The sequence below is a fragment of the Barnesiella sp. genome, from assembly GCF_022723415.1.
Classification (GTDB): domain Bacteria; phylum Bacteroidota; class Bacteroidia; order Bacteroidales; family Barnesiellaceae; genus Barnesiella; species Barnesiella intestinihominis.
Genome location: NZ_JAIJHU010000013.1, coordinates 25708 through 50325, shown reverse-complemented (window position 1 = coordinate 50325; position 24618 = coordinate 25708). Strand labels below are relative to the sequence as shown.

At 45.6% G+C, this 24618-nt stretch carries 20 protein-coding genes; 4 read left to right on the top strand and 16 right to left on the bottom strand.

Annotated elements, in window-relative coordinates:
• Nucleotides 1-602: 602 nt before the first annotated feature.
• The 5 genes from QVD32_RS04375 to purL all read right to left on the bottom strand — a co-directional run bounded on the left by QVD32_RS04375 (nucleotide 603) and on the right by purL (nucleotide 9763).
• Nucleotides 603-2306 carry an acyl-CoA dehydrogenase family protein gene (locus QVD32_RS04375; RefSeq protein ID WP_118687122.1) on the bottom strand — a complete coding sequence of 568 codons (1704 nt, stop codon included), beginning with the start codon at nucleotides 2304-2306 and terminating at the stop codon, nucleotides 603-605.
• Nucleotides 2307-2396: 90 nt separating this feature from the next.
• Nucleotides 2397-3416 (bottom strand): electron transfer flavoprotein subunit alpha/FixB family protein, encoded by a 1020-nt coding sequence (locus QVD32_RS04370; RefSeq protein WP_021892435.1) that lies wholly within the window; start codon nucleotides 3414-3416, stop codon nucleotides 2397-2399.
• Between the two features lie 34 nt (nucleotides 3417-3450).
• Nucleotides 3451-4323: an electron transfer flavoprotein subunit beta/FixA family protein gene (locus QVD32_RS04365; protein ID WP_021892436.1), complete on the bottom strand. Its 873-nt coding sequence runs from the start codon at nucleotides 4321-4323 to the stop codon at nucleotides 3451-3453.
• A 182-nt stretch (nucleotides 4324-4505) separates the two neighbouring features.
• Nucleotides 4506-5909 carry an amidophosphoribosyltransferase gene (locus QVD32_RS04360; RefSeq protein WP_021892438.1) on the bottom strand — a complete coding sequence of 468 codons (1404 nt, stop codon included), beginning with the start codon at nucleotides 5907-5909 and terminating at the stop codon, nucleotides 4506-4508.
• Between the two features lie 89 nt (nucleotides 5910-5998).
• Nucleotides 5999-9763: a phosphoribosylformylglycinamidine synthase gene (purL, locus tag QVD32_RS04355; RefSeq protein ID WP_271696353.1), complete on the bottom strand. Its 3765-nt coding sequence runs from the start codon at nucleotides 9761-9763 to the stop codon at nucleotides 5999-6001.
• A gap of 617 nt (nucleotides 9764-10380) precedes the next feature.
• Between purL and QVD32_RS04350 the strand changes: the two genes are divergently transcribed.
• Both QVD32_RS04350 and QVD32_RS04345 read left to right on the top strand, forming a co-directional pair.
• On the top strand, nucleotides 10381-11031 hold the full coding sequence (locus tag QVD32_RS04350; RefSeq protein ID WP_008862239.1) for a LysE family translocator: 651 nt from the start codon (nucleotides 10381-10383) through the stop codon (nucleotides 11029-11031).
• Nucleotides 11032-11036: 5 nt separating this feature from the next.
• Complete coding sequence (locus tag QVD32_RS04345) at nucleotides 11037-11687, top strand: carbohydrate-binding family 9-like protein (protein WP_008862238.1); 651 nt, start codon at nucleotides 11037-11039, stop codon at nucleotides 11685-11687.
• Between the two features lie 709 nt (nucleotides 11688-12396).
• Here QVD32_RS04345 and QVD32_RS04340 read toward each other — a convergent pair.
• From QVD32_RS04340 to QVD32_RS04290, 11 genes are all read right to left on the bottom strand, one after another.
• Nucleotides 12397-15237 carry a M16 family metallopeptidase gene (locus tag QVD32_RS04340; RefSeq protein WP_118687124.1) on the bottom strand — a complete coding sequence of 947 codons (2841 nt, stop codon included), beginning with the start codon at nucleotides 15235-15237 and terminating at the stop codon, nucleotides 12397-12399.
• A gap of 21 nt (nucleotides 15238-15258) precedes the next feature.
• On the bottom strand, nucleotides 15259-15477 hold the full coding sequence (locus tag QVD32_RS04335; protein WP_008862236.1) for a helix-turn-helix domain-containing protein: 219 nt from the start codon (nucleotides 15475-15477) through the stop codon (nucleotides 15259-15261).
• Nucleotides 15478-15486: 9 nt separating this feature from the next.
• Nucleotides 15487-16125 (bottom strand): DUF2975 domain-containing protein, encoded by a 639-nt coding sequence (locus QVD32_RS04330; protein WP_040296053.1) that lies wholly within the window; start codon nucleotides 16123-16125, stop codon nucleotides 15487-15489.
• Between the two features lie 111 nt (nucleotides 16126-16236).
• A complete protein-coding gene (locus QVD32_RS04325; protein ID WP_021892442.1) occupies nucleotides 16237-16791 on the bottom strand; it encodes a LuxR C-terminal-related transcriptional regulator in 555 nt (184 codons plus the stop codon).
• A gap of 9 nt (nucleotides 16792-16800) precedes the next feature.
• Nucleotides 16801-17511 (bottom strand): hypothetical protein, encoded by a 711-nt coding sequence (locus QVD32_RS04320; protein WP_008862233.1) that lies wholly within the window; start codon nucleotides 17509-17511, stop codon nucleotides 16801-16803.
• Complete coding sequence (locus tag QVD32_RS04315) at nucleotides 17502-18065, bottom strand: 5-formyltetrahydrofolate cyclo-ligase (RefSeq protein ID WP_021892443.1); 564 nt, start codon at nucleotides 18063-18065, stop codon at nucleotides 17502-17504. Before QVD32_RS04315 ends, QVD32_RS04320 begins: the two co-directional genes overlap by 10 nt.
• Nucleotides 18062-19699 (bottom strand): S41 family peptidase, encoded by a 1638-nt coding sequence (locus QVD32_RS04310; RefSeq protein ID WP_021892444.1) that lies wholly within the window; start codon nucleotides 19697-19699, stop codon nucleotides 18062-18064. Before QVD32_RS04310 ends, QVD32_RS04315 begins: the two co-directional genes overlap by 4 nt.
• 23 nt (nucleotides 19700-19722) lie before the next feature.
• Nucleotides 19723-20181 carry a deoxycytidylate deaminase gene (locus tag QVD32_RS04305; RefSeq protein WP_021892445.1) on the bottom strand — a complete coding sequence of 153 codons (459 nt, stop codon included), beginning with the start codon at nucleotides 20179-20181 and terminating at the stop codon, nucleotides 19723-19725.
• A gap of 134 nt (nucleotides 20182-20315) precedes the next feature.
• Nucleotides 20316-21206, bottom strand: coding sequence for a carbon-nitrogen hydrolase (locus tag QVD32_RS04300; protein ID WP_021892446.1), 891 nt, complete (start codon nucleotides 21204-21206; stop codon nucleotides 20316-20318).
• Nucleotides 21207-21218: 12 nt separating this feature from the next.
• Nucleotides 21219-22250 carry an agmatine deiminase family protein gene (locus tag QVD32_RS04295; RefSeq protein ID WP_021892447.1) on the bottom strand — a complete coding sequence of 344 codons (1032 nt, stop codon included), beginning with the start codon at nucleotides 22248-22250 and terminating at the stop codon, nucleotides 21219-21221.
• Nucleotides 22247-22786: a ferredoxin domain-containing protein gene (locus tag QVD32_RS04290; protein WP_008862227.1), complete on the bottom strand. Its 540-nt coding sequence runs from the start codon at nucleotides 22784-22786 to the stop codon at nucleotides 22247-22249. The genes QVD32_RS04295 and QVD32_RS04290 overlap by 4 nt, the downstream gene beginning before the upstream one ends.
• A 342-nt stretch (nucleotides 22787-23128) precedes the next feature.
• Between QVD32_RS04290 and QVD32_RS04285 the strand changes: the two genes are divergently transcribed.
• Nucleotides 23129-23365 (top strand): hypothetical protein, encoded by a 237-nt coding sequence (locus QVD32_RS04285; protein ID WP_008862226.1) that lies wholly within the window; start codon nucleotides 23129-23131, stop codon nucleotides 23363-23365.
• Between the two features lie 313 nt (nucleotides 23366-23678).
• Nucleotides 23679-24611 (top strand): glycoside hydrolase family 5 protein, encoded by a 933-nt coding sequence (locus QVD32_RS04280; RefSeq protein WP_474113721.1) that lies wholly within the window; start codon nucleotides 23679-23681, stop codon nucleotides 24609-24611.
• Nucleotides 24612-24618 lie beyond the last annotated feature (7 nt).

Below are 24618 nucleotides of genomic sequence, written 5' to 3'. Positions count from 1 at the left end.
TTCTTTCTCTGCCAAAGAAAGTCCTTGTTACACTAATTCACTTTATTTGTTCATTCTTCTCAACAGCGAGAAGAACGAACCAAGAAGCGCCGCCGCTGTTATCGGGCTTTTGGGTTCGTCGCTACGGTCGCCGTCGGGGTCTGCGGAACTCGCTTCGCTCGGACAGTCCTCGCCCTTTTTCCTCCGTCTTTCTTACGACTTCACCGACCGATAAAGGCGGGGATTTTGCTCGTGCTTTTGCTAGTCTTTTTAACCCCCTCGCCCTTCGGGCACTCCCCCTATATTCCTTTCAGGAACACAGAGGGAGAGGAGGGTTACCTCTATTATCTCCACTGAGGGTCTTTTTAAGACCTCTCCTCATCGCCATGCTCCTCGGCTCTCCCCTATATTTTGCTGCGCAAAAACACCCCGCCATGCTGCGGGACACAGGGGAGGAGGGTGAGATGTATTTCCCTTTCGCTTCTGCTCCGATTTTATGAGCCACACCCCGCAATGCAGCGGGATACGTCAGGGAAGAAGTGGAATCATACTGAATTTCCGATATAAAAAAGAGGTATTCCATTTATCTGGAATACCTCCTCGAATGATATGAAATGTTGCGTTTATTTGCGATAAGCGGCCATCATTTCGGGATTGAAACGTTCGATAAATGCGGCGTGTTTGGCAACTTCTGCTTCGCCGAAGTTAATGTATACTTCGGCCGACTGCCGGAACGATTCGTTACGAGTGGCATCGTTGAGCAGGAGGTGTCCCATGATAACATGACCGGCCATTTCGACCATGCGGCGTGCTTGGAAGTCGATGTATTCGTTGTCTTTCGTTGCAGTGACGGTTTCGACAGCTTTTACGTAGGCGGCTTTCATAGCTTTGAGGCGGTCGCGCAGAGGTTCCAGTTCGGGCGCGATTTCAGCAGCTTCGTATGCTTCGATCTGATGCAGATATGTGCCGGTGGTGACGTGGCGAATAGCTGCCACGACTTGCAACTGGGTGGTTCCTTCGTAGATGGAAGTGATGCGGGCATCGCGGTAGATGCGTTCGCAAGCGTAGTCTTTCATGAAACCGGACCCTCCGTGTACTTGTACGCAGTCATAGGCGTTTTGATTACAAAATTCACTGGACATGCCTTTTGCCATAGGGGTGAATGCGTCGGCCAATTTTTGGTAGGCTTTCATTTCGGCACGTTCTTCGGGTTCGAGCGAGCGTTCTTTGGCAATGTCTTCGTATGCTTTGTACATGTCTACGAATCGTGTCGTTTCGTAAAGCAGCGAGCGTGAAGCGTCGAGTTTGGCTTTCATCAAAGAGATCATTTCGAAAACGGCGGGGAACTCGATGATGGCTTGCCCGAATTGTTTGCGGTCGCGTGCATAGGCGATGGCTTCGCGGTATGCCGCTTCGGAGACGCCGACAGATTGTGCCGCGATACCGAGGCGGGCTCCGTTCATCAATGCCATGACGTATTTGATAAGACCCAATTTGCGGCTTCCGCAGAGTTCGGCTTTGGCATTTTTGAACACCAATTCGCAGGTGGGAGACCCTTTGATACCCATTTTGTTTTCGATACGGCGAACGGTTACACCGCCGTCGTTGCGGTCGTAGATGAACATGGAGAGTCCGCGTCCGTCTTTGGTTCCTTCTTCGGAACGGGCCAGCACGAGTGCAATGTGTCCGTCACCGTTGGTGATGAACCGTTTCACTCCGTTGAGATACCAGCAACCGTCGGCCTCGCTGTATGTGGCTTTGAGCATGACGGCTTGCAAGTCGGAACCGGCATCGGGTTCGGTGAGGTCCATCGCCATAGTTTCGCCGGCGCAAACGCGCGGCAGGTATTTTTGCTTTTGTTCTTCATTGGCAAATTCGTAAATGGTTTCGGCGCAGTCTTGCAATCCCCAGATGTTTACGAATCCGGCATCGGCGCGGCTTACCATGTCGGCAGCCATGATGTAGGGAACCAACGAGAAGTTAAGCCCGTTGTAGCGACGGGGGATAGAGATACCCATCAATCCGGCTTTTACCAGAGCGTCGAGGTTTTTTTGCGTACCTTTGGCATATACGACATGTCCGTCGACAACGTGCGGACCTTCGTGGTCTACGTCTTCGGCATTGGCTGCAACGATTTCGCCGCTTATCTCGCCTGCTATTTCGAGCACTTTTTCATAACTATCCATGGCATCTTCGAAATTGAAGGGCGCATAGTCGTATTTTTCGGCATCGGAGTAATTCCGTTCCCGTAAAGCCACCAGCTTCTTCATGAGCGGGTGGTTCAAGTGATGTTTGAGATCACTGTTATCTAAATAAAAATTAGCCATTGTTCTGTATTATTTATTGTATTATAATTTAACTCTCTATCTTTGATTTGTCGCAAGACTTTGTCTTATCGACAGAATCGAAAATATGTTTTATTTGGAGTTTTTCTTATAATATTTGATCAGCTTCGGAATTACTTCTTCGACTGTACCCGTGATCACATAGTCGGCTATCGTATTGATAGGTGCGTTAGGATCGCTGTTGATAGAGATGATGATGGAGCTGTCTTGCATACCGGCGATGTGTTGTATCTGTCCAGAGATACCGCAGGCGATATAGAGCTTGGGGCGAACCGTGACACCGGTTTGTCCGATTTGACGTTCGTGCTCGATGTATCCGGCGTCGACCGCAGCGCGGGAAGCTCCTACCTCGGCTCCCAATGTAGCCGCCAAGTCGAACAGCATGTCGAAGTTTTCTTTCGATCCCATACCGTAACCGCCGGCTACGATGATGGATGCGCCTTTGACGTTGGCTTTGGATTTTTCCATCTGGCGATCGATGACTTCTACCACAAAGTCGGTGTCGGAAACGTATTTTTTCGGATCCAGTTTAACAACTTCTCCCTTGTAAGCGGGATCGTAAATTTCTTTTTTCATCACGCCTTCGCGAACCGTAGCCATTTGAGGACGGCATTCGGGGTTAACGATCGTCGCTACGATGTTGCCTCCGAAAGCGGGACGAATCTGATACAACAGATTTTCATAGGTCTTATTGTTCTTTTTGTCCTCGTGAGGTCCTATTTCCAATGCGGTGCAGTCGGCCGTGAGTCCGCTGTGCAGCGAAGAGGAAACCCGCGGACCGAGGTCGCGACCGATACTGGTGGCTCCCATCAGGCAAACCTGAGGTTTCTGTTCTTTGAATAAATTTACCAATACCGAGGTATGTGGCAACGAGGTGTAGGGGTAGATGCGGGGATCGTCTACGGTATAAACGGTATCGACTCCATAGGGGAATACTTGTTTTTCCACACCGTCGAGGTTGCTACCGATCACCAGTGCTTCGAGTTTACAATTCAGTTGATTGGCCAGCGAGCGACCTTTTGTGAGCAGTTCGAGGCTCACATCGGCGATGATGCCGTCTTCTATTTCGCAATATACAATCAGATTGTTCATAATCGTTAGTTTTTTAGTTCATAGTACACGGGCATTAACCAATCGTGTGGTTGGCGATCAATTCTTTGACAAGGTCTTCGATTTCGTTATCGGCAGCCGTGAGTCGTTTGCTTTCCTTTGCTTGGAATACAACGTTTTGTACGGCTTTTACTTTGGTGGGAGAACCGGCAAGACCTACTTGATCGAGGTCGGCATCGACATCGTTTACACTCCATTCGTAAAGGTTGAGGGCCGGACGCTGTTCATAGAGTTTCAAGCATTCTTCGCTCAGTCCTTGTTTTTCGCTCGGTGTCTTGGCGTATTTGTAACGTTGTATGAGCTTCGCGTTGCGAGGACGGCATTCATCGGCCGAACCGTTGACCGTGATGACTGCGGGCAGGGGAACTACGACGGTTTCTACCCCGCGTTCGAGACGACGTTTCACGGTGGCTTTCCCGTTTTCTATGTTCAGAATTTGCTCGGCATAGGTGACTTGGGGTATTCCCAATTTTTCGGCGATTTGAGGGCCTACCTGAGCCGTGTCGCCATCGATGGCTTGACGACCTCCCAAGATAATATCATAATCTTTGATTTTGCGTACGGCACACGATAGTGCGTAAGACGTAGCCAATGTGTCGGCTCCGGCAAAGGCACGGTCGGTCAATACGATACCTCCGTCCGCTCCACGGAATAAACCTTCCCGAATAATTTCGGCGGCACGAGGAGGACCCATCGTAAGCAGGGTAATCGTCGATCCCGGGTTTTGTTCTTTCAGTTGCAGAGCCTGTTCCAAGGCATTCAAATCTTCGGGGTTGAAGATAGCAGGCAAGGCGGCACGGTTGATCGTTCCGTCCTCTTTCATGGCATCCTTCCCCACATTTCTGGTATCGGGCACTTGTTTTGCCAATACTACGATTTTAAGACTCATAATTTAATGTGAGATTTATGATTTATAAATATTCGTATATTCTGTGTCGATTCATTGACTCGCAAAATTACAAAAATGATTGTTATTTTCAATCTTTTAGGCGAAAAAACCGTTATGCCGCCCGGCGAGAACAGATGATCGGACGGCATAACGAGCCGGGGTTTTATTCGGTTCTGACGGGCTTATTCGTAGCTGCTGCCGTCGAAACAATGCGTGCAGATGCATTCCTTAGGAAGCCCGATCGATTCGACCAGCGTTTCTAACGGGTTGAATTTTAATGAGGTAATGTTCAGCTTTTTACAAATGCAGTTTACCATACAATTGTATTGGGGCGACCCGGTGCGTGCATAAGCTGCGACATTTTTATCGGGGTTACCCTCTATCTCGGCGATGGTGCGACGGGTAATAAGCTCCATTTCGCTTTTGGAGGCTGTGAAGTTAAGAAACTTACACGGGTACAGGAGAGGGGGGCAACTGATGCGCATGTGAACTTCTTTGGCTCCATAACGGTAGAGATCGGATACATTGTCTCTCAGTTGCGTACCGCGGACGATGGAGTCGTCGCAGAATACGACCCGTTTTCCGTCGAGCATGCTTTTGTTGGGTATGAGTTTCATTTTGGCTACCAGCTCGCGCATGGCTTGATTGGAAGGGGTGAAGCTGCGAGGCCAAGTGGGGGTATATTTGACGATACCTCTCCGGTAGGGAATTTGTTTACCTACGGCGTATCCGAGAGCCATGCCTACACCGGAATCGGGGATGCCGGAGACGAAATCGGCTTCGATGTCGTCTTTTTTACCCATTTCGAAGCCAGTGTGAAAGCGCATCTCTTCGACATTCTTCCCTTCGTATTCGCAGGCGGGATATCCGTAATATACCCATAGGAAGGAGCATATCTGCATTTTTTTACCGGGCTGGTTGAGCGATTCATAACCATCGGCTGTCAACCGGACGATTTCTCCGGGTCGTATGTCGTAACAGAGTTCGTATCCGAGGTTCGGGAAGCTGCATGTTTCGGACGATACGGCGTAGCCGTTATCTCCCCGCCCGACGAGGATAGGCGAGCGACCGTACTTATCGCGAGCGGCGATAATGCCTTGCTCGGTGAGTAAAAGCATAGAACAAGACCCTTTGATTTTTTCCTGTACCAAGCGGATGCCGTCGACATAGTCTTTTCCTTGACTGATAATCATCGAAACCAATTCGGATTGGTTGATGATATTGTTACTGTGTTCGCTGAAATGGTTTCCACTCGCCAGTAGTTCTTTTTCGAGTTCTTCTACGTTGTTTATTTTGGCGACGGTAACGATGGCGAATTTTCCCAAATGGCAACTGATGATGATGGGTTGTGCATCGGTATCGCTGATGACACCGATTCCCGAATTACCAGAGAATTCGGGCAGTTCGGCTTCGAATTTCGAGCGGAAGTAGGAGTTTTCTATATTGTGGATCGCCCGTTTGAAAACGCCATTTTCATACGTCACGATACCGGCACGTTTCGTACCTAAGTGCGAGTTGTAATCTACGCCATAAAAAAGGTCGGTAACGCAAGATTCTTTTTTTATGCTACCAAAAAATCCTCCCATAATGTAATGTTGTCGTGTTGATTATTATTTGATTAAACGAACAGAGCGAGAGGGACATTGTTTCCCTCCCGCCCTGCGGAATATACTTTTTATTTGGTGTGCTGTTCAACCCATTTGCGAGCATTGACAAAAGCTTCGATCCACGGGGTAATCTCGTCGGTTTTTCTGTCGGCAGGATAATGTCCGCACTGCCAGGGGAATATGGCTCGTTCGAGGTGGGGCATCATGGCCAAATGGCGGCCGTCGGCCGAAGCGATACCGGCTATCCCGTAAGGCGATCCGTTGGGATTTGCCGGATAAGCATCGTAGGTGTATTGGGCTACGATATTGTATCGTTCTTTGGCGTAAGGCAACTCGAATTTACCTTCTCCGTGGGCAACCCATATACCGAGTTTCGAGCCCGATAACGAGCCGAACATGACAGAGTTGTTTTCGGGAATTGTCAATCCGATGAACTGAGATTCGAATTTGTGCGAATCGTTGTGTCGCATTTTGGGCTTTTGTTCGTGGTCGGGGGTGAGCAGTCCCAATTCTACCATGAGCTGGCAGCCGTTGCAAATACCGAGACTCAGGGTGTCGGGGCGGTTATAGAAACGGTCGAGTGCAGCTTTGGCTTTCTCGTTCCAAAGGAATCCTCCTGCCCAGCCTTTTGCCGAACCGAGTACATCGGAATTAGAGAATCCACCGCAGTATACAATCATGTTGATATCGTCGAGCGTTTCGCGGCCACTGATGAGGTCGGTCATATGCACATCTTTCACATCGAATCCCGCCAAATAGAGCGAATAGGCCATTTCTCTATCTCCATTAACGCCCTTCTCACGAATGATGGCTGCTTTCACACCGGAGCGTGTGCGACGGTCGGCCGAGATACCGTATTGGGCGAGCGTTCCCGTGAACGAATCGGGGAAACGGAATTGCAGCGGTTGTTCCTTGTAGTTGAGGAAGCGGTCTTTGGCTGCTTTTTCTCCGCTTTGTTTGCGGTCGAGCAGATAGGACGACTCGAACCATACGTCGCGCAAATGATCGATGAAGAATTGATAATCGGCTCCGTCCTTGTGTATGAGCAGATGGCGTTCGTCACAGGGACGAGCCAGACGGATAAACGCTACGCCGGCTTTTTTCAATATCTTTTCGACTTCGTCGGTTTTTTCTACTTGAATCAAGATACCCGGGTTTTCGCTGAACAATATCTTAACAAGGTCTTTTTCGGGGATTTCGTCCAACGAAACTTCCAAACCGCCTTCGGTATTGGCAAAATTCATTTCGAGCATCGTGGTTATCATACCGCCGGCGGAGATATCGTGCCCTGCCAGAATCAACTCTTTGTTAATTAATTCTTGGACGGCATTGAACGCGTTGGCAAAGTATTCGCTGTCTTGTACAGTGGGAACTTCTTTACCTATTTTGTCGAGCGATTGGGCGAACGCCGAGCCTCCTAATTTGAGCTTGTCGAACGAGAAATCGATGTAGTAGATCGTACTGTTGACTCCCGTGCGGAGGACGGGAGATACGACTTTACGTATATCCGAGACTTCGGCTCCTGCCGAGATGATGACCGTACCGGGCGAATAGACTTTGTCCTTTCCGTATTTCTGAGTCATGGACAGACTGTCTTTTCCGGTGGGGATATTGATTCTGAGCGAGCAGGCAAAATCGCTGCATGCTTCGACTGCCCGATATAGGCGGGCATCTTCGCCTTCGTTTTTGCAGGGCCACATCCAGTTGGCACTAAGCGAAACGCTGTCTAAACCTTCGGAGAGCGGAGCCCAAACGATATTGGTGAGGGCTTCGGCGATGGAGAGAACAGATCCTGCGGCGGGATCGACCAATGCCGCTTGCGGCGCATGGCCGATAGAGGTGGCGATACCGGCGCGTCCTCGATAGTCGAGGGCAACTACTCCGCAGTCGCTCAATGGGAGTTGTATCTCTCCCTGACATTGTTGGCGGGCAATTTTTCCGGTAACGGAACGGTCCACTTTGTTGGTGAGCCAGTCTTTACAAGCGACTGCTTCGAGTTGGAGCACACGTTCCACGTATTCGTCGAGTTGCGTTTGATCGTATGTTACGTCTTCGTAGGTTTCTTCGACTGTTCTGTCTGTCATGACGGTACGGGGGGCTTTCCCGAACATGTCTTCCATCGCTAAGTCGATGGGCTTAACACCATCGGTCTGTTCGAATACGAAGCGATGGTCGCCTGTGGTTTCGCCAACTACATAGAACGGAGCCCGTTCGCGGTCGGCGATTTGACGAATGTGCTCGATGTCTTCTTCCCGAATGACGATACCCATACGTTCCTGACTTTCGTTACCTACGATTTCTTTGGCCGATAGGGTGGGGTCGCCGACGGGCAGTTGATCCATGTGAATCAATCCGCCAGTTTCTTCTACCAACTCGGAAAGTGCGTTCAAATGGCCTCCGGCTCCGTGGTCGTGAATCGAGACGATGGGATTTTCCTCGGCTTCGGACATCGCCCGAATGACGTTGGATACTCGTTTTTGCATTTCAGGATTGGCTCGTTGTACGGCGTTCAGCTCGATGGCATTGTCGTATTGTCCGGTTTCTACCGATGAGACTGCTCCTCCACCCATACCGATACGATAGTTGTCACCACCCATTACCACTACTTTTTCCCCGGCTACGGGCGTGCCTTTAAGTGCGTCGCGCATGTTGGCGAATCCTACACCGCCGGCGAGCATAATGACTTTGTCGAAAGCAAATTTTTTACCGTTCTCGGCGTGCTCGAATGTGAGTAGGGAGCCGCAGATGAGGGGTTGTCCGAATTTGTTTCCGAAATCAGAAGCTCCGTTAGAGGCCTTAATCAATATTTGTTCGGGCGTTTGATAAAGCCACGGACGAGGTTGCATGGAATCTTCTTCCCATTCCCGTCCTTCTTCCGTACGAGGATAGGCCGTCATATAAACTGCCGTTCCGGCAATAGGTAGGCTGGCACGTCCGCCACCGAGCCGGTCGCGTATTTCTCCTCCCGTACCGGTGGCAGCTCCGTTGAAAGGCTCCACGGTCGTGGGGAAATTGTGTGTCTCGGCTTTTAACGAGATGACTGTTTTGATATCTTTTATTTCGAAGAAGTCGGGTTGTTGGGGATTTATCGGAGCGAATTGCTCGACGGTAGGTCCGGCATTGAAAGCCACGTTGTCTTTGTATGCCGAAACCAACCGATTGGGATTATATTCCGAGGTCTTTTTTATCAATTTAAAAAGAGAACTTTCTTTTTCTTGACCGTCGATGATGAAGACACCGTTGAAAATTTTATGACGGCAGTGCTCGGAATTGACTTGCGAGAATCCGAAAACTTCGCTGTCGGTTAGTTTCCGTCCGATTTTTTTACTTAGGTCGTTCAGATAGTTTATTTCGTCGGGGCTGAGGGCCAGACCTTCCTGTTCGTTATATGCGGCAAGATCGTCGATGTACACAATGGGATCGGGTTGTTTGTCGATGTCGAAAATTTTACCGTCGATACCGTTGTACAACCGTTGTAGCATTTTGTCGAATTCGGCAGAACCGTCTGTTACAGGGAAAAATTCCTCGATGCGAGAGATACCGGTGAGTCCCATGTTTTGAGTAATCTCTACGGCATTGGTGCTCCACGGGGTAATCATCTCTTTACGGGGCCCGATAAACCAGCCCTTCAACGTTGAAGCAGGGAGAAGCTCGGCATTGTCGAAAAGCCACGATAATTTTTTAGTCTCATCTGCCGAAAAGCTGTGATCGGCCTGAACTGCAATAATGTTTTGAACGGAGGTTTTGAAAAAAATGACCATTGTGTCTTGTTTTTTAGTGGCATGTCTGTTTTTCTTTTTCCCGACTGAAAAATCGAGACAAAGAAAACGTATTTATTTTCGTTGCAAAATTAAGGAAAAACCCTCGTCCACTCAAAAAAAATAGGACAAAACAGTTCCTAATTTTTGGATATTATTCCTTGATGTTCGATTTTTCGAGTATAGGGGAGGGGGTGACTCAACGAGACTCTCAAATGAGGGAAGAGGAGGACGAGTCTTTTCTCTGTATTTGGTACGGTCGAATATAGGGGCATTTTTGCGTTGTGGTTGATGTATGCCTTTTTGCTGTGTCCAACCTTGCCTATGTTCGATAAAATAAGATAGGCGGCTGTTCAACAGAACTAAAATAAATTTTGTTCTGTGTTCACCTTTCATTATCTTTGCACAGTATGCGAAAATAGGATGCGGTTCGGCATAGCCAAGTCGGAAATGCGATTTCCGTTTGTCTCTGCGCTCACCTTTCACTATCTTTGCTTCACGAATCGAGAATAGGTTGTGCATAGGCATCTTCAAGAAAATAGGGGTTTGCCTTTTTCTTATGCCGTTTTTGACGGACAATAGAGGTGAGCTTTTGTTTTACAGGAGCAAAAATGAAATTTATTTTGTGTCAATGTCATACTATTTTGTGATTTATACCGTATTTCAATAGAATAAGGTAGTTTTTAGACTTTATGGACTTAACGCTATATACTATAATTCGAGGCTTAGCCATAGGCATATTGGTGTCGGCGCCGATGGGACCGATAGGGATATTGTGTATACAGCGTACGTTGAATAAAGGGCGATGGTCGGGCTTCGTGACAGGATTGGGTGCTGCATTATCCGATTTGATATATGCATTGCTTACGGGCTTAGGCATGTCTATCGTCATCGATTTTATAGAGGCTAATCAAAATATTTTGCAGATTTTGGGCAGTTTGGTTTTGGTGGGGTTCGGGTTGTATCTGTATCGCCAGAATCCGGCCAAGAATATTCGTAAAGCCAATTCTTCCATCAATACGTTTACGCAGGATTTCATTACGGCGTTTTTATTGACTTTTTCCAATCCTCTGATATTATTTCTTTATATAGGCCTATTTGCCCGGTTTAATTTTTTCTTGCCCGAATCACAATTGGGGCATCATGTGGTGGGTTATCTGTCTATTTTGTTAGGAGCTGTCAGTTGGTGGTTCCTGATAACTTACGTCATCAATAAGGTTCGTGCCCGTTTTAATGTGCGTAGTATTTGGTTAATAAATAGGGGAATCGGGATTATCATCATTATTATGTCTATTGTGGGATTTGTTTGGGGAATAAAAGATTATTTTTTGTATAATTTATAAACATCATGAAAAAAGTTATTGAAGTTCCATTTGTTGCCGGATTGTGCGACAAACCTTTGTCGCAGGTTTCCGAGATTTTGGAGGCACAGGGTGTGCGGCAGGCGATAGATTGCGTCGATTGGCCGAACGAGTTTCCGTATAAGCCTATTACCTCTTTTTATATAGCTCGTGATAAGGAGTGTCTCTACATCAATTATTTTGTAAAGGGCAATTATTTGCGGGCTGTGAACAGTACCGATAATTCTCCTGTCTGGGAGGATAGCTGCGTAGAGTTTTTCGTGCAGATACCGGGTGAGAAGTATTATTATAATTTCGAGTTTAACTGTATAGGAACGGCTTTGGCTGCCCGTCGCACCGGGCGGGAAGATGCCGAGCACTTCTCAGCCGATAAAATGGCTAAAATCAAACGTTATTCGTCGGTCGGTAATAAACCGTTTTGTGAGATGGAGGGGCTTTTCTCGTGGAATTTATTGGTCGCCATACCTTTTGAACTTATAGGGCTTGACGGCGGGCAGTTGCCGGAGAGTCTCTCTGCTAATTTCTATAAATGTGCCGATGGATCGTCTTTGCCTCATTATTTGAGCTGGTCGCCGATACCTATCGAAAAGCCCGATTTTCACCGTCCCGATTATTTCGGGGAATTGAGATTCAGATAGAAAATCGATCGTAAATAAAAAAAGCCTCTGAATACAGAGGCTTTTTTTATTTCGGAAGCCAATCGGGTAGCTATAAGGTTTAGCCATAAATTTCTTTTTAACAAACTCTCTCCGAAGAAACGATAGATTTTTCGGTTTCTCTTCCATATTCCTTTGCTTGTCGAAGATTCAACAATTTCGATTTAACCCCTCCGTCCTTCGGACACCTCCCCTATATTTTGCGTTGCAAAACACCCCGTAATACTACGGGACACGGCAGGGAGGAGGGTGATAGTAACCCTCCGCTTAAACAGTCCTCGCCCTTTTTCTTCCGTCTCCCTTGCGACTTCGCCGCCCGATAAAGGCGGAATTGGGGTTTGTGCTTTTGCTTGTATTCTAATCCCCTCGCCCTTTTCCCCCTATTGTTACCACAACTTCCCGCAATGCTACGAGACACGGCAGGGGGGAGGTTGAGAAGTATTTCACTTTTTGCCTTGCTTTGATTTTAAGTGCGATACCCCGCAATGCTATTCTTGCGGAAACATAAGGGGAGTGGCTAGATTAAAATTCGAGTGTAAAGGTGAGAAGAGGGTATCACAAACCAATTTTATCAAAGAAAGAGCCGTATCAAACTCTGTTTGGAGTAATGATACGGCTCTTCCTTTTTAGGTTTAGCAGTTACAAGCTGCAATTTTTCGGAACGGTCATTTTAGTTTTGACATTCTCGTTTTTATTTCGTTTCGTCTTCGACAACTCCGGTCATCGTTACTTCGATGATGTTTTTACCGTTGAAGAGTTTCTTTGTGAATTTCTTCATATCGTCGAGCGTAATGCCGTTAACAATGTTTTCGTAATCGGTATTGTTGTCGCCGTAACCGAGAACATCGGATTTGATAATGTTCATCCAATAGGAGTTTTCGCGAAGGTTTTGAGCATGTTGTTTAAGCATATACTCTTTTACTTTGTTGAAGTCTTTTTCACGAGGGCCTTCGGTAACAACTTTGTTTAGTTCGGCGTGAGCCCGTTCTGTCAAACGTTTTTCGTCTTGCGGGTTGGTATCGAATCCAAATAGGAACAACCATGAGTTGTTGACGGGCGATAAATTAGACGATGTCCCTACGCCGTAGGTTCCGCCTTCTTCTTCACGGATAGTTTCGGTATATACGATGTCCATGATTTGGTCGAGCATACTGAACATAATGTTACTGCGCAAGTCGTATTTTTGTTTTCCCGAATAGACGGCGTACACAGTGGATTTAGCCGTTTGCATGGGCAACGTGAAGTTGTTGTCGATAAGACCCGGTTGTATGGTGGATATTTTACCGACTTTGTCTCTATTCTTGTTTGCAGGCAGCGAAGCGATGTACTTTTCAACAACCGGTTTCAGAGAGTCGATATCGAAATTACCCACGAAGATGAAGGTATAATCGGCTGCATTGGCTGTGCGCTCTTTTGCAATTTCGAGAATGCGGTCGTAGTTAATCAGGTCGATATCTTCGGCTTTCAAGGGTTCCCGCATTATGTTATGATTGTAGAGCGTTGCTGAAAGCGAATCGCTGAAAATGAACTGAGGATCGTTCGCATAGTTTGTCAGTACCGCTTTCATTTGCTCTTTCCATGCGGCGAAGGCATCTTCGTCACGATGTATGTCGGTAAAGGTGAGGTATACCAATTGCATCATGGTTTCGAGGTCTTTGGTCGCGCAGGAGGCATTGATCATTTCCATAGGTTCTCCCAAAGAAAAATAGGTAGATACGGTTTTACCGGCTAATGCTTTCATCAAGTCTGTTCTTCCGTATTTCCCGAGTCCGCTCAATTCAACGATTTCATTGACGGCTTTCAGATTTTTAACCAAAGCACGATCTGTGTAATCATAAAGGGAAAGTCCTCCTTTGCTTACGGCTTGCATAGAGATTTCATCGCTCTTGAAGTCTGTCGGTTTGAGGATAACTTTCACTCCGTTGGAAAGGGTCCATTCGGTTGTTCCAAATTTCTTTCCGGCAGCACTTTTTACAATTTTACCCGCAACCGGTTCGTCGGAAATGAGCGGTTCGTTGGATACATTGTCGACATAGGGAGTAATTTCTTCTGCTTCGACTTCTTTGATAGCGGCAAGAACTTGGTCTTTGTCGGGATAGGATACTCCTTCTTTATCGGGACCGGTCAGTGAAATTACCATATTGTCTTCGCTAATAAGCGTTTTGATGTATTGGTTTACCATATCTACCGTAATGGCCGGAGATATTTGTTTGAGCAGGTTGTATTCCATTTCGATACCCGGAATATATCCGCCGTCGATGAAGTGTCTGATGTATTCTTCGGCGTAGTCGATGTTTTTGTGATTGTTGCGTTCTTTGTACATGTTTTCATACCGAGAAAGCAATGTAGCCCGGGCACGGTCGTATTCGGAAGCTGTGAATCCGAAACGGTCGATACGTTCTGCTTCGAGCATAATACCTTTTATGGCATCGATCGCTCCATTGTCTTTACCCAAAGCGATAAGAGTAAATGCATCTTTGGTTTTGGAAACGAAGAAATCTCCGTCGAAAATCGCTCCGGCAATGAAGGGAGCATCCGGTTTTTGAGTGATTTCGGAGATGCGGTCGTTAAACATGATACCGACAACTTGTCCCATATAGTCATTGATGGCCCCGTTGATAGTTCCTCTCATTTCGCGGGGCATGGGGTCGTGTTTCATATAGATATCCACCCGGGTGTATGTGGCTTCTTTGTCTTTGTGGAATGCAAAGATGGGCTCTTTGTTATCGGGTACGGTGTAGTAGATACGTTCTGCCGCGTTTTCGGGCATTTTGATTTTACCGAACAGTTCTTTGATCTGAGCTTCCATTTTGTCGGCATCGAAGTCACCGATAACGATAATGCCTTGTTGGTCGGGGCGATACCATTTGTGATAGTAGTCGCGTAGTGCCTGATAGGGGAAATTCATGACAACTTCCATTGTTCCGATGGGCATACGGTTGGCATATTGGCTACCGGCAAACATGACAGGAACCGTGACTTCCCATGTACGCCAATTGGCATCGGCGCGAGTTCTCCACTCTTCATGGATAACTCCGCGTTCTTCGTCGATGTCTTTGTCATTCAGAGAGATGGCACAGGCCCAATCGTACAGAACGAGTAGACAGGAGTCTACTAAATTTTGATTTTGAGTGGGGACATTGGATATACGATACACGGTTTCATCGAATCCGGTATAGGCATTGATGTCTACACCGAATTTGATACCTTTGTTTTCGAGGTAGTTTAACATGTTTTTACCGGGAAAATGTTCTGTCCCGTTGAATGCCATGTGTTCGAGGAAGTGGGCCAATCCGCGTTGGTCTTCGTTTTCGAGAATTGAACCTACCTTTTGTGCAATGTGGAATTCTGCACGATTCTTCGGCGTTTCGTTGTGACGTACATAATAGGTGAGACCATTATCGAGGACTCCGTAGCGTACGTTGGGATCGATGGGCAATGCTTCCATCTGAGGAGCTTGTTGTGCCGATACCCATTGGGCAAGGGCTACACAGGCAAGCACTAATCCCGATTTTACCATTTTCAGATTCATTTTTGTTTGATTTAAAGTGAGTTATATTGTATTTTCTTCGTCTTGGTATTCTAGGATATCTCCCGGTTGGCAATTCAGTTCTTTGCAAATAGCTTCGAGAGTGGAGAAACGTATAGCTTTGGCTTTCCCTGTCTTTAAGATAGAGAGATTGGCCGGAGTGATATCTATTTTGCCCGAAAGTTCATTAAGCGAAATTTTTCGTTTCGCCATCATTACATCGAGATTGACAATAATAGGCATGGTCGTTATTTATATAGTGAGGTCTAATTCTTCGCGTTGTTTATAGGCTATATTCAAAATTTCGGCTAGTAACAGCAAAATAAATGCAATAGTGACCGAAGCGCTCAATTCGGGATAGCAAATTTGATTGTCTCCCAACGAGAGGTGCGAACGATAATAGCTCGTGGTGATAAAGGAATCTATATAGCTAACGAGGTAGAATGTAATCATGAAATAGGAGAGTAATCTCAATCGTTTGATGTTTCTACGGTTCATAAGTCCATCTGAGGCAACCGATTTTATCAGTTGCACTAATTTAATAATCATACAAATAAGGGCGATGAAAGAAAGCCCAGTCAGTATTACGGAACTTATGCTCAGTGCTACGGGTGTAGTCGATGCCGGAAGGTAGAGAATATTGTCGGACGAGAGATTGAGACTTGGGATCGTTCCTATGTGGTTTAATTGCAATGAGTCCGGTTTGACCGTGCAAATCTGAAAAGTCGATTCTTCCAGCCCATTTTGGAATCCGATGACAGAGGAGTTGAGTCCCATCATAAATCCTTTGGAGAAATCGAGAAGTATGGGAATGAGAATGAGTAATGCGATTAGCAAATTCAATAATTGTATTTTTCTCTGTGTTCGTTTGTCGTAAAACATATACGTCATATTCTATATTGTCAGGACAAAGAAATAGAATATTTTCCGAATGAACAAGAAAAACAGTATATTTTTATCGAAAAACGATAAAAATAATTATATTCAAAAAATTGTATGGTGTTATTTATCGTCTATATCCGATATATAACCGTTCATCATTGCATAGAAGCTAAGCCCCGATACGGTCTTGATACCTAATTTGGCCGTTAGATTTTTTCGATGGCTGAGTACTGTGTTTATACTTATATTCAGGCGATCGGCTATTTCTTTATTCATGAGCCCTTTGGCTACCAGCCTCAATACTTCGGTTTCCCGAGGCGATAATTCGTGAGGCAGGATTTCGGATTGTTTGTCTAAATGCTCGATGAACTGTTGTATTTTTTCGAGCAGAGATTCTTCGCTTTCGTGTATGTCTAACGAAGTCATTGACGTTTCGGGCAGATGAGACCCATCGGAGGCGAGGAGTATGATTTTGCTTTTGCGAGGGAGGAAAAAATCGCTGTATCCGATGATTGTATCGGCAAAAAGAATATAGGCATCGAATTGTTCGGGCGCGTTATCGAAAAACTCGGAAATCTCGTTGTATAATATAGGAGTGGTGTCGAAGTATTTTTGTAGTAAATGCTTCAATCCTAAGTTAAGTAACGTGTATGGTGTAACGATGGCGATACGCATGGACTTCGATTACTTGAAACTTTTGTTTCGGCAGGCTTCCAACATACCGTCGGCAATGGGACGGAGTATTCTGTTTCTTATCCGGTTGTGTTGTTTGATATCTTTTTCGAGGCTGTATATTGCGAATATGACACCGTGGCAAAGATTGAGATCGTATTCGCCTTTTAGATGAATAACAAACAGGCTTTTAAGATCGTCTAATTTTTCTTCCAAAGAATCGTTTTCTTCTGTATCGGGTTGAAATTTTTCTCCGTAATATTCCCCGTGCAGGGTTTCGGCAGCGACTTTGATAGAGGGAAACCAGCAATTCTTGTCATTTTCTATGCGCGACAACAATTCTTTTTTCAGTTCGTCGAAGAATTGCTTCATAAGTTCGAGATTGTTGTTCTCGCTGTCGCTTTGGTTTATCAAGAAATTGAAATGTCGTTCTATATTGGGTATCTGGAATTGTTCATAGTAGGCATTCGTTTGGGTGAGGTAGTTTACTATTTGTGTAGCGCAAAATGATTTGAGCCTGTTTTCCGGGAAATAGTCTTCGTTGATAAAGGTGTTGAGTATGGTCACGAAAAACTCGCAGTCTAGATTTTTTTCTTCGCATACGGTACGTATGCTTTTGTCGCCGACCCCCAGAATAATACCGAATCGATTGATAACCGGTATGACGGAGGGTTCGTGCAAGATAACGTCGCAAAGCTTTGTCTCGGCGTTTATTAGTGCCATAATTCGTCCTTTCTATGAATGATATTGTTTTCGGTAATTATAAAGTCCATTTTTATGTCGTGGGGCTCTGCCGGTATTTCGTCGAACAGTTGCAGTCCATAGCAGATTCCAATTTTTGTGGCGGAGGTCTGGACGAGCAGTTTGTCGTAATATCCTTTTCCTCGTCCCAATCGATTCAGCTTTTTGTCGAACGCTACTCCGGGTACGATTATCCAGTCTATCGAACCGGGATCGGTTTCACGGGTGTCACCCGGCTCCCAAATACCGAAAGCCCCTTGTTTAAGGAACCGAGGATCGTAGGGGCTGACGATGAGATTGTCGCCGTTCACTATGGGTAGGTACAGTTGCTTTTTTTTGCTCCATCTGGATAACATTAAACCGGTATCGACCTCATCGGGCAAGGCGTGATAAAGCAGTATGCGCGAGACTGTTTCGAAACCGGGTAGCTTTTCTATTGCTGAACATATATTTTGTGATAAAGCTACTCGCTGTTCCGAGGAGATAGTCTGTTTCAACTGTTTGACCTGTTGCCGCAGTTGTCGTTTTTCGCTCATCGAGGAACTTGATTTTCTGCCGGCAATTCGGGATATCCTTCGCCTTTATTCACTATATCCCGAGCCTTTCGCAAGGTTTCGTCATCTCGTAGCAGCAGTTTGTAAAATGCTTCTTCTCCCAATATGTTCCGGGCTATGTATGCTTGTAACGTGTTTACGATCAATTTCCTTGAAATATTGATGTAAACGGGACGGGGGCGTATTCCTTTTTGGGCGGCGTATTGAACGAAACTGTTTAAGAGAGTGTTGGGTTCAAGTATACTCAATAGGGATTCGACATCTTTTGCTGTTGACAATTTGTCGCGGTATTTATCCGTGTAGTCGAATGCGTATTGATAGAGCAGTCCTTCGTTGGCTACGTTGTTGAAGTAGGAGGTGACTCCCGTCGTGTCTCGTGGAACGAATATGTCGGGCATAATTCCGCCTCCGCCGTATACTTCACGCCCGTTGACCGTGTGGAACACCAACTCTTTGTTCTGTTTGATACTGTCGGCATTGAAAAATTCACCGTGCATATATCTGTTTACGATATCCATGCTATAATCTTCGGATTTCCCTAATTGATATTCTTTTTGGATACAACGGCCGGAAGGTGTATAGTAACGAGCTACCGTCAGTCGAATGGCCGATCCGTCACGGAAGGGGATTTGTTGTTGTACCAATCCCTTGCCGAATGTTCGGCGCCCAATTATCAAACCTCTGTCGTTGTCTTGTATGGCTCCTGCGAATATTTCACTGGCCGACGCGGACCATTCGTCCGTGAGAACTACGACTTGTTCTTTTTGGAATGTTCCCGTGCCGTTCGAAACGGCGTCTTCCCGTTCGAATGCTTTTCCTTCGGCATAGACTATTAATCGGTTGGCAGGAAGGAATTCATTCGCCATATTGATTGCGGCGTCCATCAATCCTCCGCTATTGCCACGCAAGTCGATAATGAAGTTTTCGGCTCCTTGATTGTGTAGTTTGGAGAGGGCTGTAATAAATTCGTCATAAGTGGTTTTGCCGAATTTGCTGATTTTTATATATCCCGATTTGTCGTCGAGCATATAAGCCGCATCAACGCTGTTGACGGGAATATCTCCGCGCGTTACTTCATAAATGAGCGGATTTTTCGCTGTTTTGCGTAAGATTTCGAGTTTCACGGTCGTTCCCTTAGGTCCCCGCAAATTTTTCATGACTTTTTCGTTGCTGATGTTTTTACCAACGAAAGCAGAATCGTTGACCGAGATGATACGGTCTCCGGCCAGTATTCCTACTTTTTCGGAGGGGCCGCCGGAAATGACGCTGACAACGTTGATGGTGTCGTTCAGTATATTGAATTGTATCCCGATTCCACTAAACGAGCCTTCTAACTCTTCATTGACGCTTTCCAAATCTTTTGCCGGAATGTAGGCAGAGTGGGGATCTAACTCTCCTATGACTTTGGGCACGACATTTTCTATGAGATCGTTCCTGTTTACCGTGTCGACGTATTGTTGCTCGATGCATTGCAACAAACTTTCGATTTTGTCATACCTTGCCGTTTTGCCGAAAGAGGTTTCGGCAGAGAAAAATCGTCCGATTAAAATTCCCCCGGCGATAGCCACGGCTATTAGTAACGGGACCCAGACGAAACGAGCTTTTTCGTTATTCATATTTAATAGGATAGTTTAGCTTTTTACTTTATAGATTCATCGGCTTGCGGATCAATGAAATCCACTTGTATGCCGGCTTTTTGCAGAAGTTCGATACCGTCTTGGAGCCGGTAGTACTCCGAGAATACGACACGACTGATACCTGCTTGTATAATCAACTTGGAACATTCGATACAAGGCGAGGACGTCACGTATAGAGTCGCTCCGTCGCTGCTGTTGTTGCTGCGAGCGACTTTGGTGATGGCATTTGCCTCGGCATGCAAAACGAAAGGAAATGTGTGGCCGTTTTCGTCTTCGCAGCAGTTTTCGAATCCGGCAGGTGTACCGTTGTATCCGTCGGAAATTATCATCTTGTCTTTTACAATTAAAGCTCCGACTTTACGACGCTGGCAGTAAGAGTTTTCAGCCCAGATTTGCGCCATTCGTATATAACGCTTGTCCAATGCCAGTTGTTTGTCCGTGATATTTTTTTTCGTGTCCATATCTTGACGCTAATAATTTACAAAAATAGCTGTTTTGCGGAGATTTATGTCCTTTTTTATTATTTTATAACGAAGGTTCGGTACATCGGGGAATCGGGTGAAGATATTCCGTGCTTTTGTTTTTCGAGATACGGTTAGTCGATGAATCTTCGCAATATATCGTTGTACGAGTCGATACGGCGGTCTCGCAAGAACGGCCACCAGCGCCGAACGTTTTCGGAGCGGGTTAAATCTATTTCCACGACTTCACACCATTCGCTGTCGTCGGGAGCGGCGGCCAGTATTTCGCCTTGCGGACCACAGACGAAACTGTGTCCCCAAAATTGTATGCCGTTGGTTTGTCCAGAGGGATCGGGTTCATGTCCCACACGGTTGACAGCTACAACAGGTAGTCCGTTGGCGACGGCGTGTCCTCGTTGGGAAATAATCCACGCGTCTTGTTGTCGCTTTTGTTCTTGGGGGGTGTCGGAGCTTTCCCAGCCGATGGCCGTAGGGTAGATGAGCATGTCGGCTCCTTGCAGTGCCATGAGGCGGGCTGCTTCGGGATACCATTGATCCCAACATACCAATACCCCCAGTGTACCGATGGAGGTTTTTATGGGGGTGAATCCCAAATCGCCGGGGGTGAAATAGAATTTTTCGTAATAGGCCGGGTCGTCCGGTATGTGCATTTTACGATACTTTCCGGCGATAGAACCATCGGTGTCGAACACGACTGCTGTGTTGTGGTATAATCCGGCTGCGCGTCGTTCGAAAAGAGAGGTTACCAAGACGATGTGCAGCTCACCGGCGATACGACTGTAAAATTCGGTCGATTCTCCCGGTATGGATTCTGCCAAATCGAAATTATCGGTCGATTCTATTTGACAGAAATAGAGGCTGTTATGTAGCTCTTGCAGGACTACGAGCCGTGCACCTTTTGCAGCGCATTGTTCGATATGTTGTTTCAGCCTTTTTTTGTTGTCGGCGATGTCGCCGGTATTTTGTTGTTGGATAATTCCGACAGTGATTTTCTTTTCGGTCATGACAGGATATATTTATCGTAATACATTTCGAGGATATTGCATGGTTACGCAATGTAACGAACCATGTTGTCGAATGAGCGGTGAACAGTCTATTCCTACGACTTCCCGATTCGGGAACGCTTGTCGAAGTATTTCAAATGCCTTCTTATCGTTCAAAGGTTGTCGATAAGTGGGGTACAGGATTGCGTCGTTCAAGATGAGAAAGTTGGCATAAGTTGCCGGTAAACGCACTCCGTTTTCATCGTAAACGGCTTCGGGCATGGGTAGGGGAAGCAGATTATACGGTTTCCCGCCGATCGTTGTGAAGGTTTGAAGTTGTGCTTCCATTTTACGCAATGCTTCGTAGTGTTCGTCTTCCGAATCGGAGCATTGTACGTAAACGATTGTATCTTCGTCTGCAAATCGGGCCAGTGTGTCGATGTGGCTATCGGTGTCGTCTCCGGCGAGATAGCCGTGGTCGAGCCATAGTATGCGTTGCAGCCCGAATGTCCGTTTGAGGTATTCTTCGATAACGGGTCGTGTCCATTCTCCATTTCGGTTGGGAGATAGCAGACATTCGCTTGTGGTCAGCAAAGTTCCGGCTCCGTCACTTTCGAGGGCTCCCCCTTCCAGTACGAAATTGAGCTTATTTTCGTATAGGGCGTTAAAAACGTTTTCGTTATATAGAGTCGAAGTGATGAGGTTGTCGTAATTGGCTGCGAATTTGAGTCCCCAGCCGTTGAATTTGAAGTCGTATATAACGGGAACTCCGTCTCTGAATACCGTGATACCGCCGTGATCTCGTGCCCATGTATCGTTGGTGAGACATTCTATGAATCGGACGGATTCGATGTCGATCGTATCCTGTAATTGTTTTTTAACTTCGTCGGGGCAGGGGGTGACGATGATGAGCTTTTCCCTTTGGGAAATTTCGCTTGCCAACTTTTTATAACAGTCGGTAACTTCGTCGAGCATGTAGGCCCAATCGGTGTTTGGGTGAGGCCAAGTGAGCTGTATGCCCGATTGGGGATACCATTCTGCCGGAAAGGAAACGTTAGGGGTCATTGTTTCGGAGCTTGAAATTTACGGTCGAAAAAAGGGTTCTTGGACGATACACTCAATGCCAAAGCGATGATTTGGTTACAGCCGGGCAGGAGATTCATAGATTGTGCGGTTGTGCCTGCCGAGAACATCACCCGGGTGTCGATACGGAGGTCGGCTGCTTTCGAACAAGCCGATCCGATAGCGATTCCCACATCGATAGAGTTAATCGCACAAGGATTGCTTTCAGGATTTTCACCACACGTTTTCGCTCCACAGTATGCGCAATTCAAACCTAAGGGGTGTCGGCGGGTTCCGATGAGGATAACTGCGTCGGCTTGTTCTATATTATCGGCATCGCGCAGAAAAAACATCATGCCGCGTTTTTTCCCTTCGCTGCGCATATTTTCCGATAGAGTCGGAAGGCTATCGTGCGAGAGTGTAATTATTTCGATAATATCCACTCCTTTACCTTTGGGTGCTGTGCGGGCCGCCATCATGATTTGTTTAGCGGCTTCCAGCACAATCTCTTTTCGAATGTTCCGTTCGTTGTAAATCATGTTTGTATTTTCGCATTTTATGCAAAGATAGCGCAAAAGAAGGCAGAAACAAATTTATTTGATTGTGCGGTGCGCTGCTCTTTTGCTTCTGAAACAAAGATAATCATTCTTTTATGAAGTAACGATTCCTATATTCGAGAAATTTTGAACTTTTTAATCGAAAGTTCTACTTTTTTCTTGGTAAAGGGAATAATTTTTCTTATCGGTTTGCGTTTACATAGTAATGGCTGCATTCCGGGGAGTGATTAATTTTACATTTTTGTTTTTTGTAGAACTTTTTTTATGAAAGAATAGTTATATTTGTAAATACGAAGATATATTAATTGATAAATAGAAAAAGCCATGAGTAATGATATTACCATAACATTTGATGATATTATTAAACAGTATCGGACCCTCGATCTATCGGAAGATATATTCCGGTCGATGATGGCGGAGGATAAGCAATTGGAGGCCGATTATAAAGAATGGTGCGATACGTTGGGTATTCCAGAAAGAAAGGGGTTCGCTTATTACTATGAAGAATATATAGAACAACAGGACTCTATTTGGGATAGTTTAGATGATCATGATGAATAAATGGCTTTTGAATACCGTTCGAAAAATTTTAAATAAATCTTGAATGCTTTTTGTATAAAACATTTTATCGGGGCGGTCGTCTATTATAGTTTTTGTTGATAAACAGGTGCTTAGATCAATTGCAGATTTCTTGATTCGCTTCTCCTTTATTGAAAAATCACATTTGAGGTAAAAAAGTATCATTATCGGATAATAAAGTACTTTTTTGCGCTATTTTTTTACTATTATTTTGTAACGTAAATTTAATATCATGGTTATGCTTAAAAAACAGCTATTCATTATTTCGTTATTATTCGGTGTTATATCATCTGCTATGGCGGCTGATCCGGTAAAATTATACGGTCAGCTTCAAGTAAATGGAAATCAACTTTGTAGTGAGCAGGGAGAACCTGTCGTGTTGCGTGGCGTTAGTTATGGTTGGCACAATTTGTGGCCTCGATTTTATAATAAAAAGTCGGTAAAGTGGCTGAAAGAAGATTGGAAATGCACTGTATTGCGTGCTGCGATGGGAACTTGTATAGAAGATAATTATATAGAGAACCCCGAACACGCTCTTAATTGTATAAATGCGGTTGTAAAGGCTGCGATTAAAAATAATGTGTATGTAATCATAGATTGGCATACTTATTATCCTCAGAAGGAAGAGGCAAAGGCTTTCTTTTCGATGATGGCTCAGAAGTACGGAAAGTATCCTCATGTGATTTATGAGATTTATAACGAACCTATGGAAAATACTTGGGAGAGTGTGAAAGAGTATGCTACCGACATTATCACCCAAATAAGGAAATATGACCCCGATAATATAATATTGGTAGGAAGTCCGCATTGGGATCAAGATTTACATTTGGTTGCAGCCGACCCTTTGCAGGGTTTCAATAATATAATATATACGCTCCATTTTTATGCGGCTACCCATAAACAGGAATTGAGAGATAGAGCTACTGCTGCTTGGGAGCAGGGGATCCCTATTTTCGTATCGGAATGTGCCGGTATGGAATGTACAGGTGACGGTCCATTGGACATTGAAGAGTGGACTCGCTGGGTAGAGTGGATGGAAGCTCATAAAATCAGTTGGGTGAATTGGTCAATTTCGGACAAAAACGAGACTTGTTCGATGTTGTTACCGAGAGCCGACAAAAACGGTGGTTGGGACGAATCTCTCATTAAGCCGGCCGGTCGCCAAAGCCGCAAGTTTATACGGCAATATAACGAGGCTGTATATCGCACAAAGAAAGAGAAGAAATAATATCAAA

What these genes read in the sequence shown, in the direction of transcription:
- QVD32_RS04285 (WP_008862226.1), top strand. Translation starts at nt 23,129, where the DNA reads ATGAGTAATGATATTACCATAACATTTGATGATATTATTAAACAGTAT.
- QVD32_RS04365 (WP_021892436.1), bottom strand. Translation starts at nt 4,323, where the DNA reads ATGAGTCTTAAAATCGTAGTATTGGCAAAACAAGTGCCCGATACCAGA.
- QVD32_RS04305 (WP_021892445.1), bottom strand. Translation starts at nt 20,181, where the DNA reads ATGGACACGAAAAAAAATATCACGGACAAACAACTGGCATTGGACAAG.
- QVD32_RS04345 (WP_008862238.1), top strand. Translation starts at nt 11,037, where the DNA reads ATGAAAAAAGTTATTGAAGTTCCATTTGTTGCCGGATTGTGCGACAAA.
- QVD32_RS04300 (WP_021892446.1), bottom strand. Translation starts at nt 21,206, where the DNA reads ATGACCGAAAAGAAAATCACTGTCGGAATTATCCAACAACAAAATACC.
- QVD32_RS04325 (WP_021892442.1), bottom strand. Translation starts at nt 16,791, where the DNA reads ATGCGTATCGCCATCGTTACACCATACACGTTACTTAACTTAGGATTG.
- QVD32_RS04350 (WP_008862239.1), top strand. Translation starts at nt 10,381, where the DNA reads ATGGACTTAACGCTATATACTATAATTCGAGGCTTAGCCATAGGCATA.
- QVD32_RS04330 (WP_040296053.1), bottom strand. Translation starts at nt 16,125, where the DNA reads ATGACGTATATGTTTTACGACAAACGAACACAGAGAAAAATACAATTA.
- QVD32_RS04360 (WP_021892438.1), bottom strand. Translation starts at nt 5,909, where the DNA reads ATGGGAGGATTTTTTGGTAGCATAAAAAAAGAATCTTGCGTTACCGAC.
- QVD32_RS04340 (WP_118687124.1), bottom strand. Translation starts at nt 15,237, where the DNA reads ATGAATCTGAAAATGGTAAAATCGGGATTAGTGCTTGCCTGTGTAGCC.
- QVD32_RS04280 (WP_474113721.1), top strand. Translation starts at nt 23,679, where the DNA reads ATGGCGGCTGATCCGGTAAAATTATACGGTCAGCTTCAAGTAAATGGA.
- QVD32_RS04375 (WP_118687122.1), bottom strand. Translation starts at nt 2,306, where the DNA reads ATGGCTAATTTTTATTTAGATAACAGTGATCTCAAACATCACTTGAAC.
- QVD32_RS04290 (WP_008862227.1), bottom strand. Translation starts at nt 22,786, where the DNA reads ATGATTTACAACGAACGGAACATTCGAAAAGAGATTGTGCTGGAAGCC.
- QVD32_RS04295 (WP_021892447.1), bottom strand. Translation starts at nt 22,250, where the DNA reads ATGACCCCTAACGTTTCCTTTCCGGCAGAATGGTATCCCCAATCGGGC.
- QVD32_RS04370 (WP_021892435.1), bottom strand. Translation starts at nt 3,416, where the DNA reads ATGAACAATCTGATTGTATATTGCGAAATAGAAGACGGCATCATCGCC.
- QVD32_RS04310 (WP_021892444.1), bottom strand. Translation starts at nt 19,699, where the DNA reads ATGAATAACGAAAAAGCTCGTTTCGTCTGGGTCCCGTTACTAATAGCC.
- QVD32_RS04335 (WP_008862236.1), bottom strand. Translation starts at nt 15,477, where the DNA reads ATGCCTATTATTGTCAATCTCGATGTAATGATGGCGAAACGAAAAATT.
- QVD32_RS04320 (WP_008862233.1), bottom strand. Translation starts at nt 17,511, where the DNA reads ATGGCACTAATAAACGCCGAGACAAAGCTTTGCGACGTTATCTTGCAC.
- QVD32_RS04315 (WP_021892443.1), bottom strand. Translation starts at nt 18,065, where the DNA reads ATGAGCGAAAAACGACAACTGCGGCAACAGGTCAAACAGTTGAAACAG.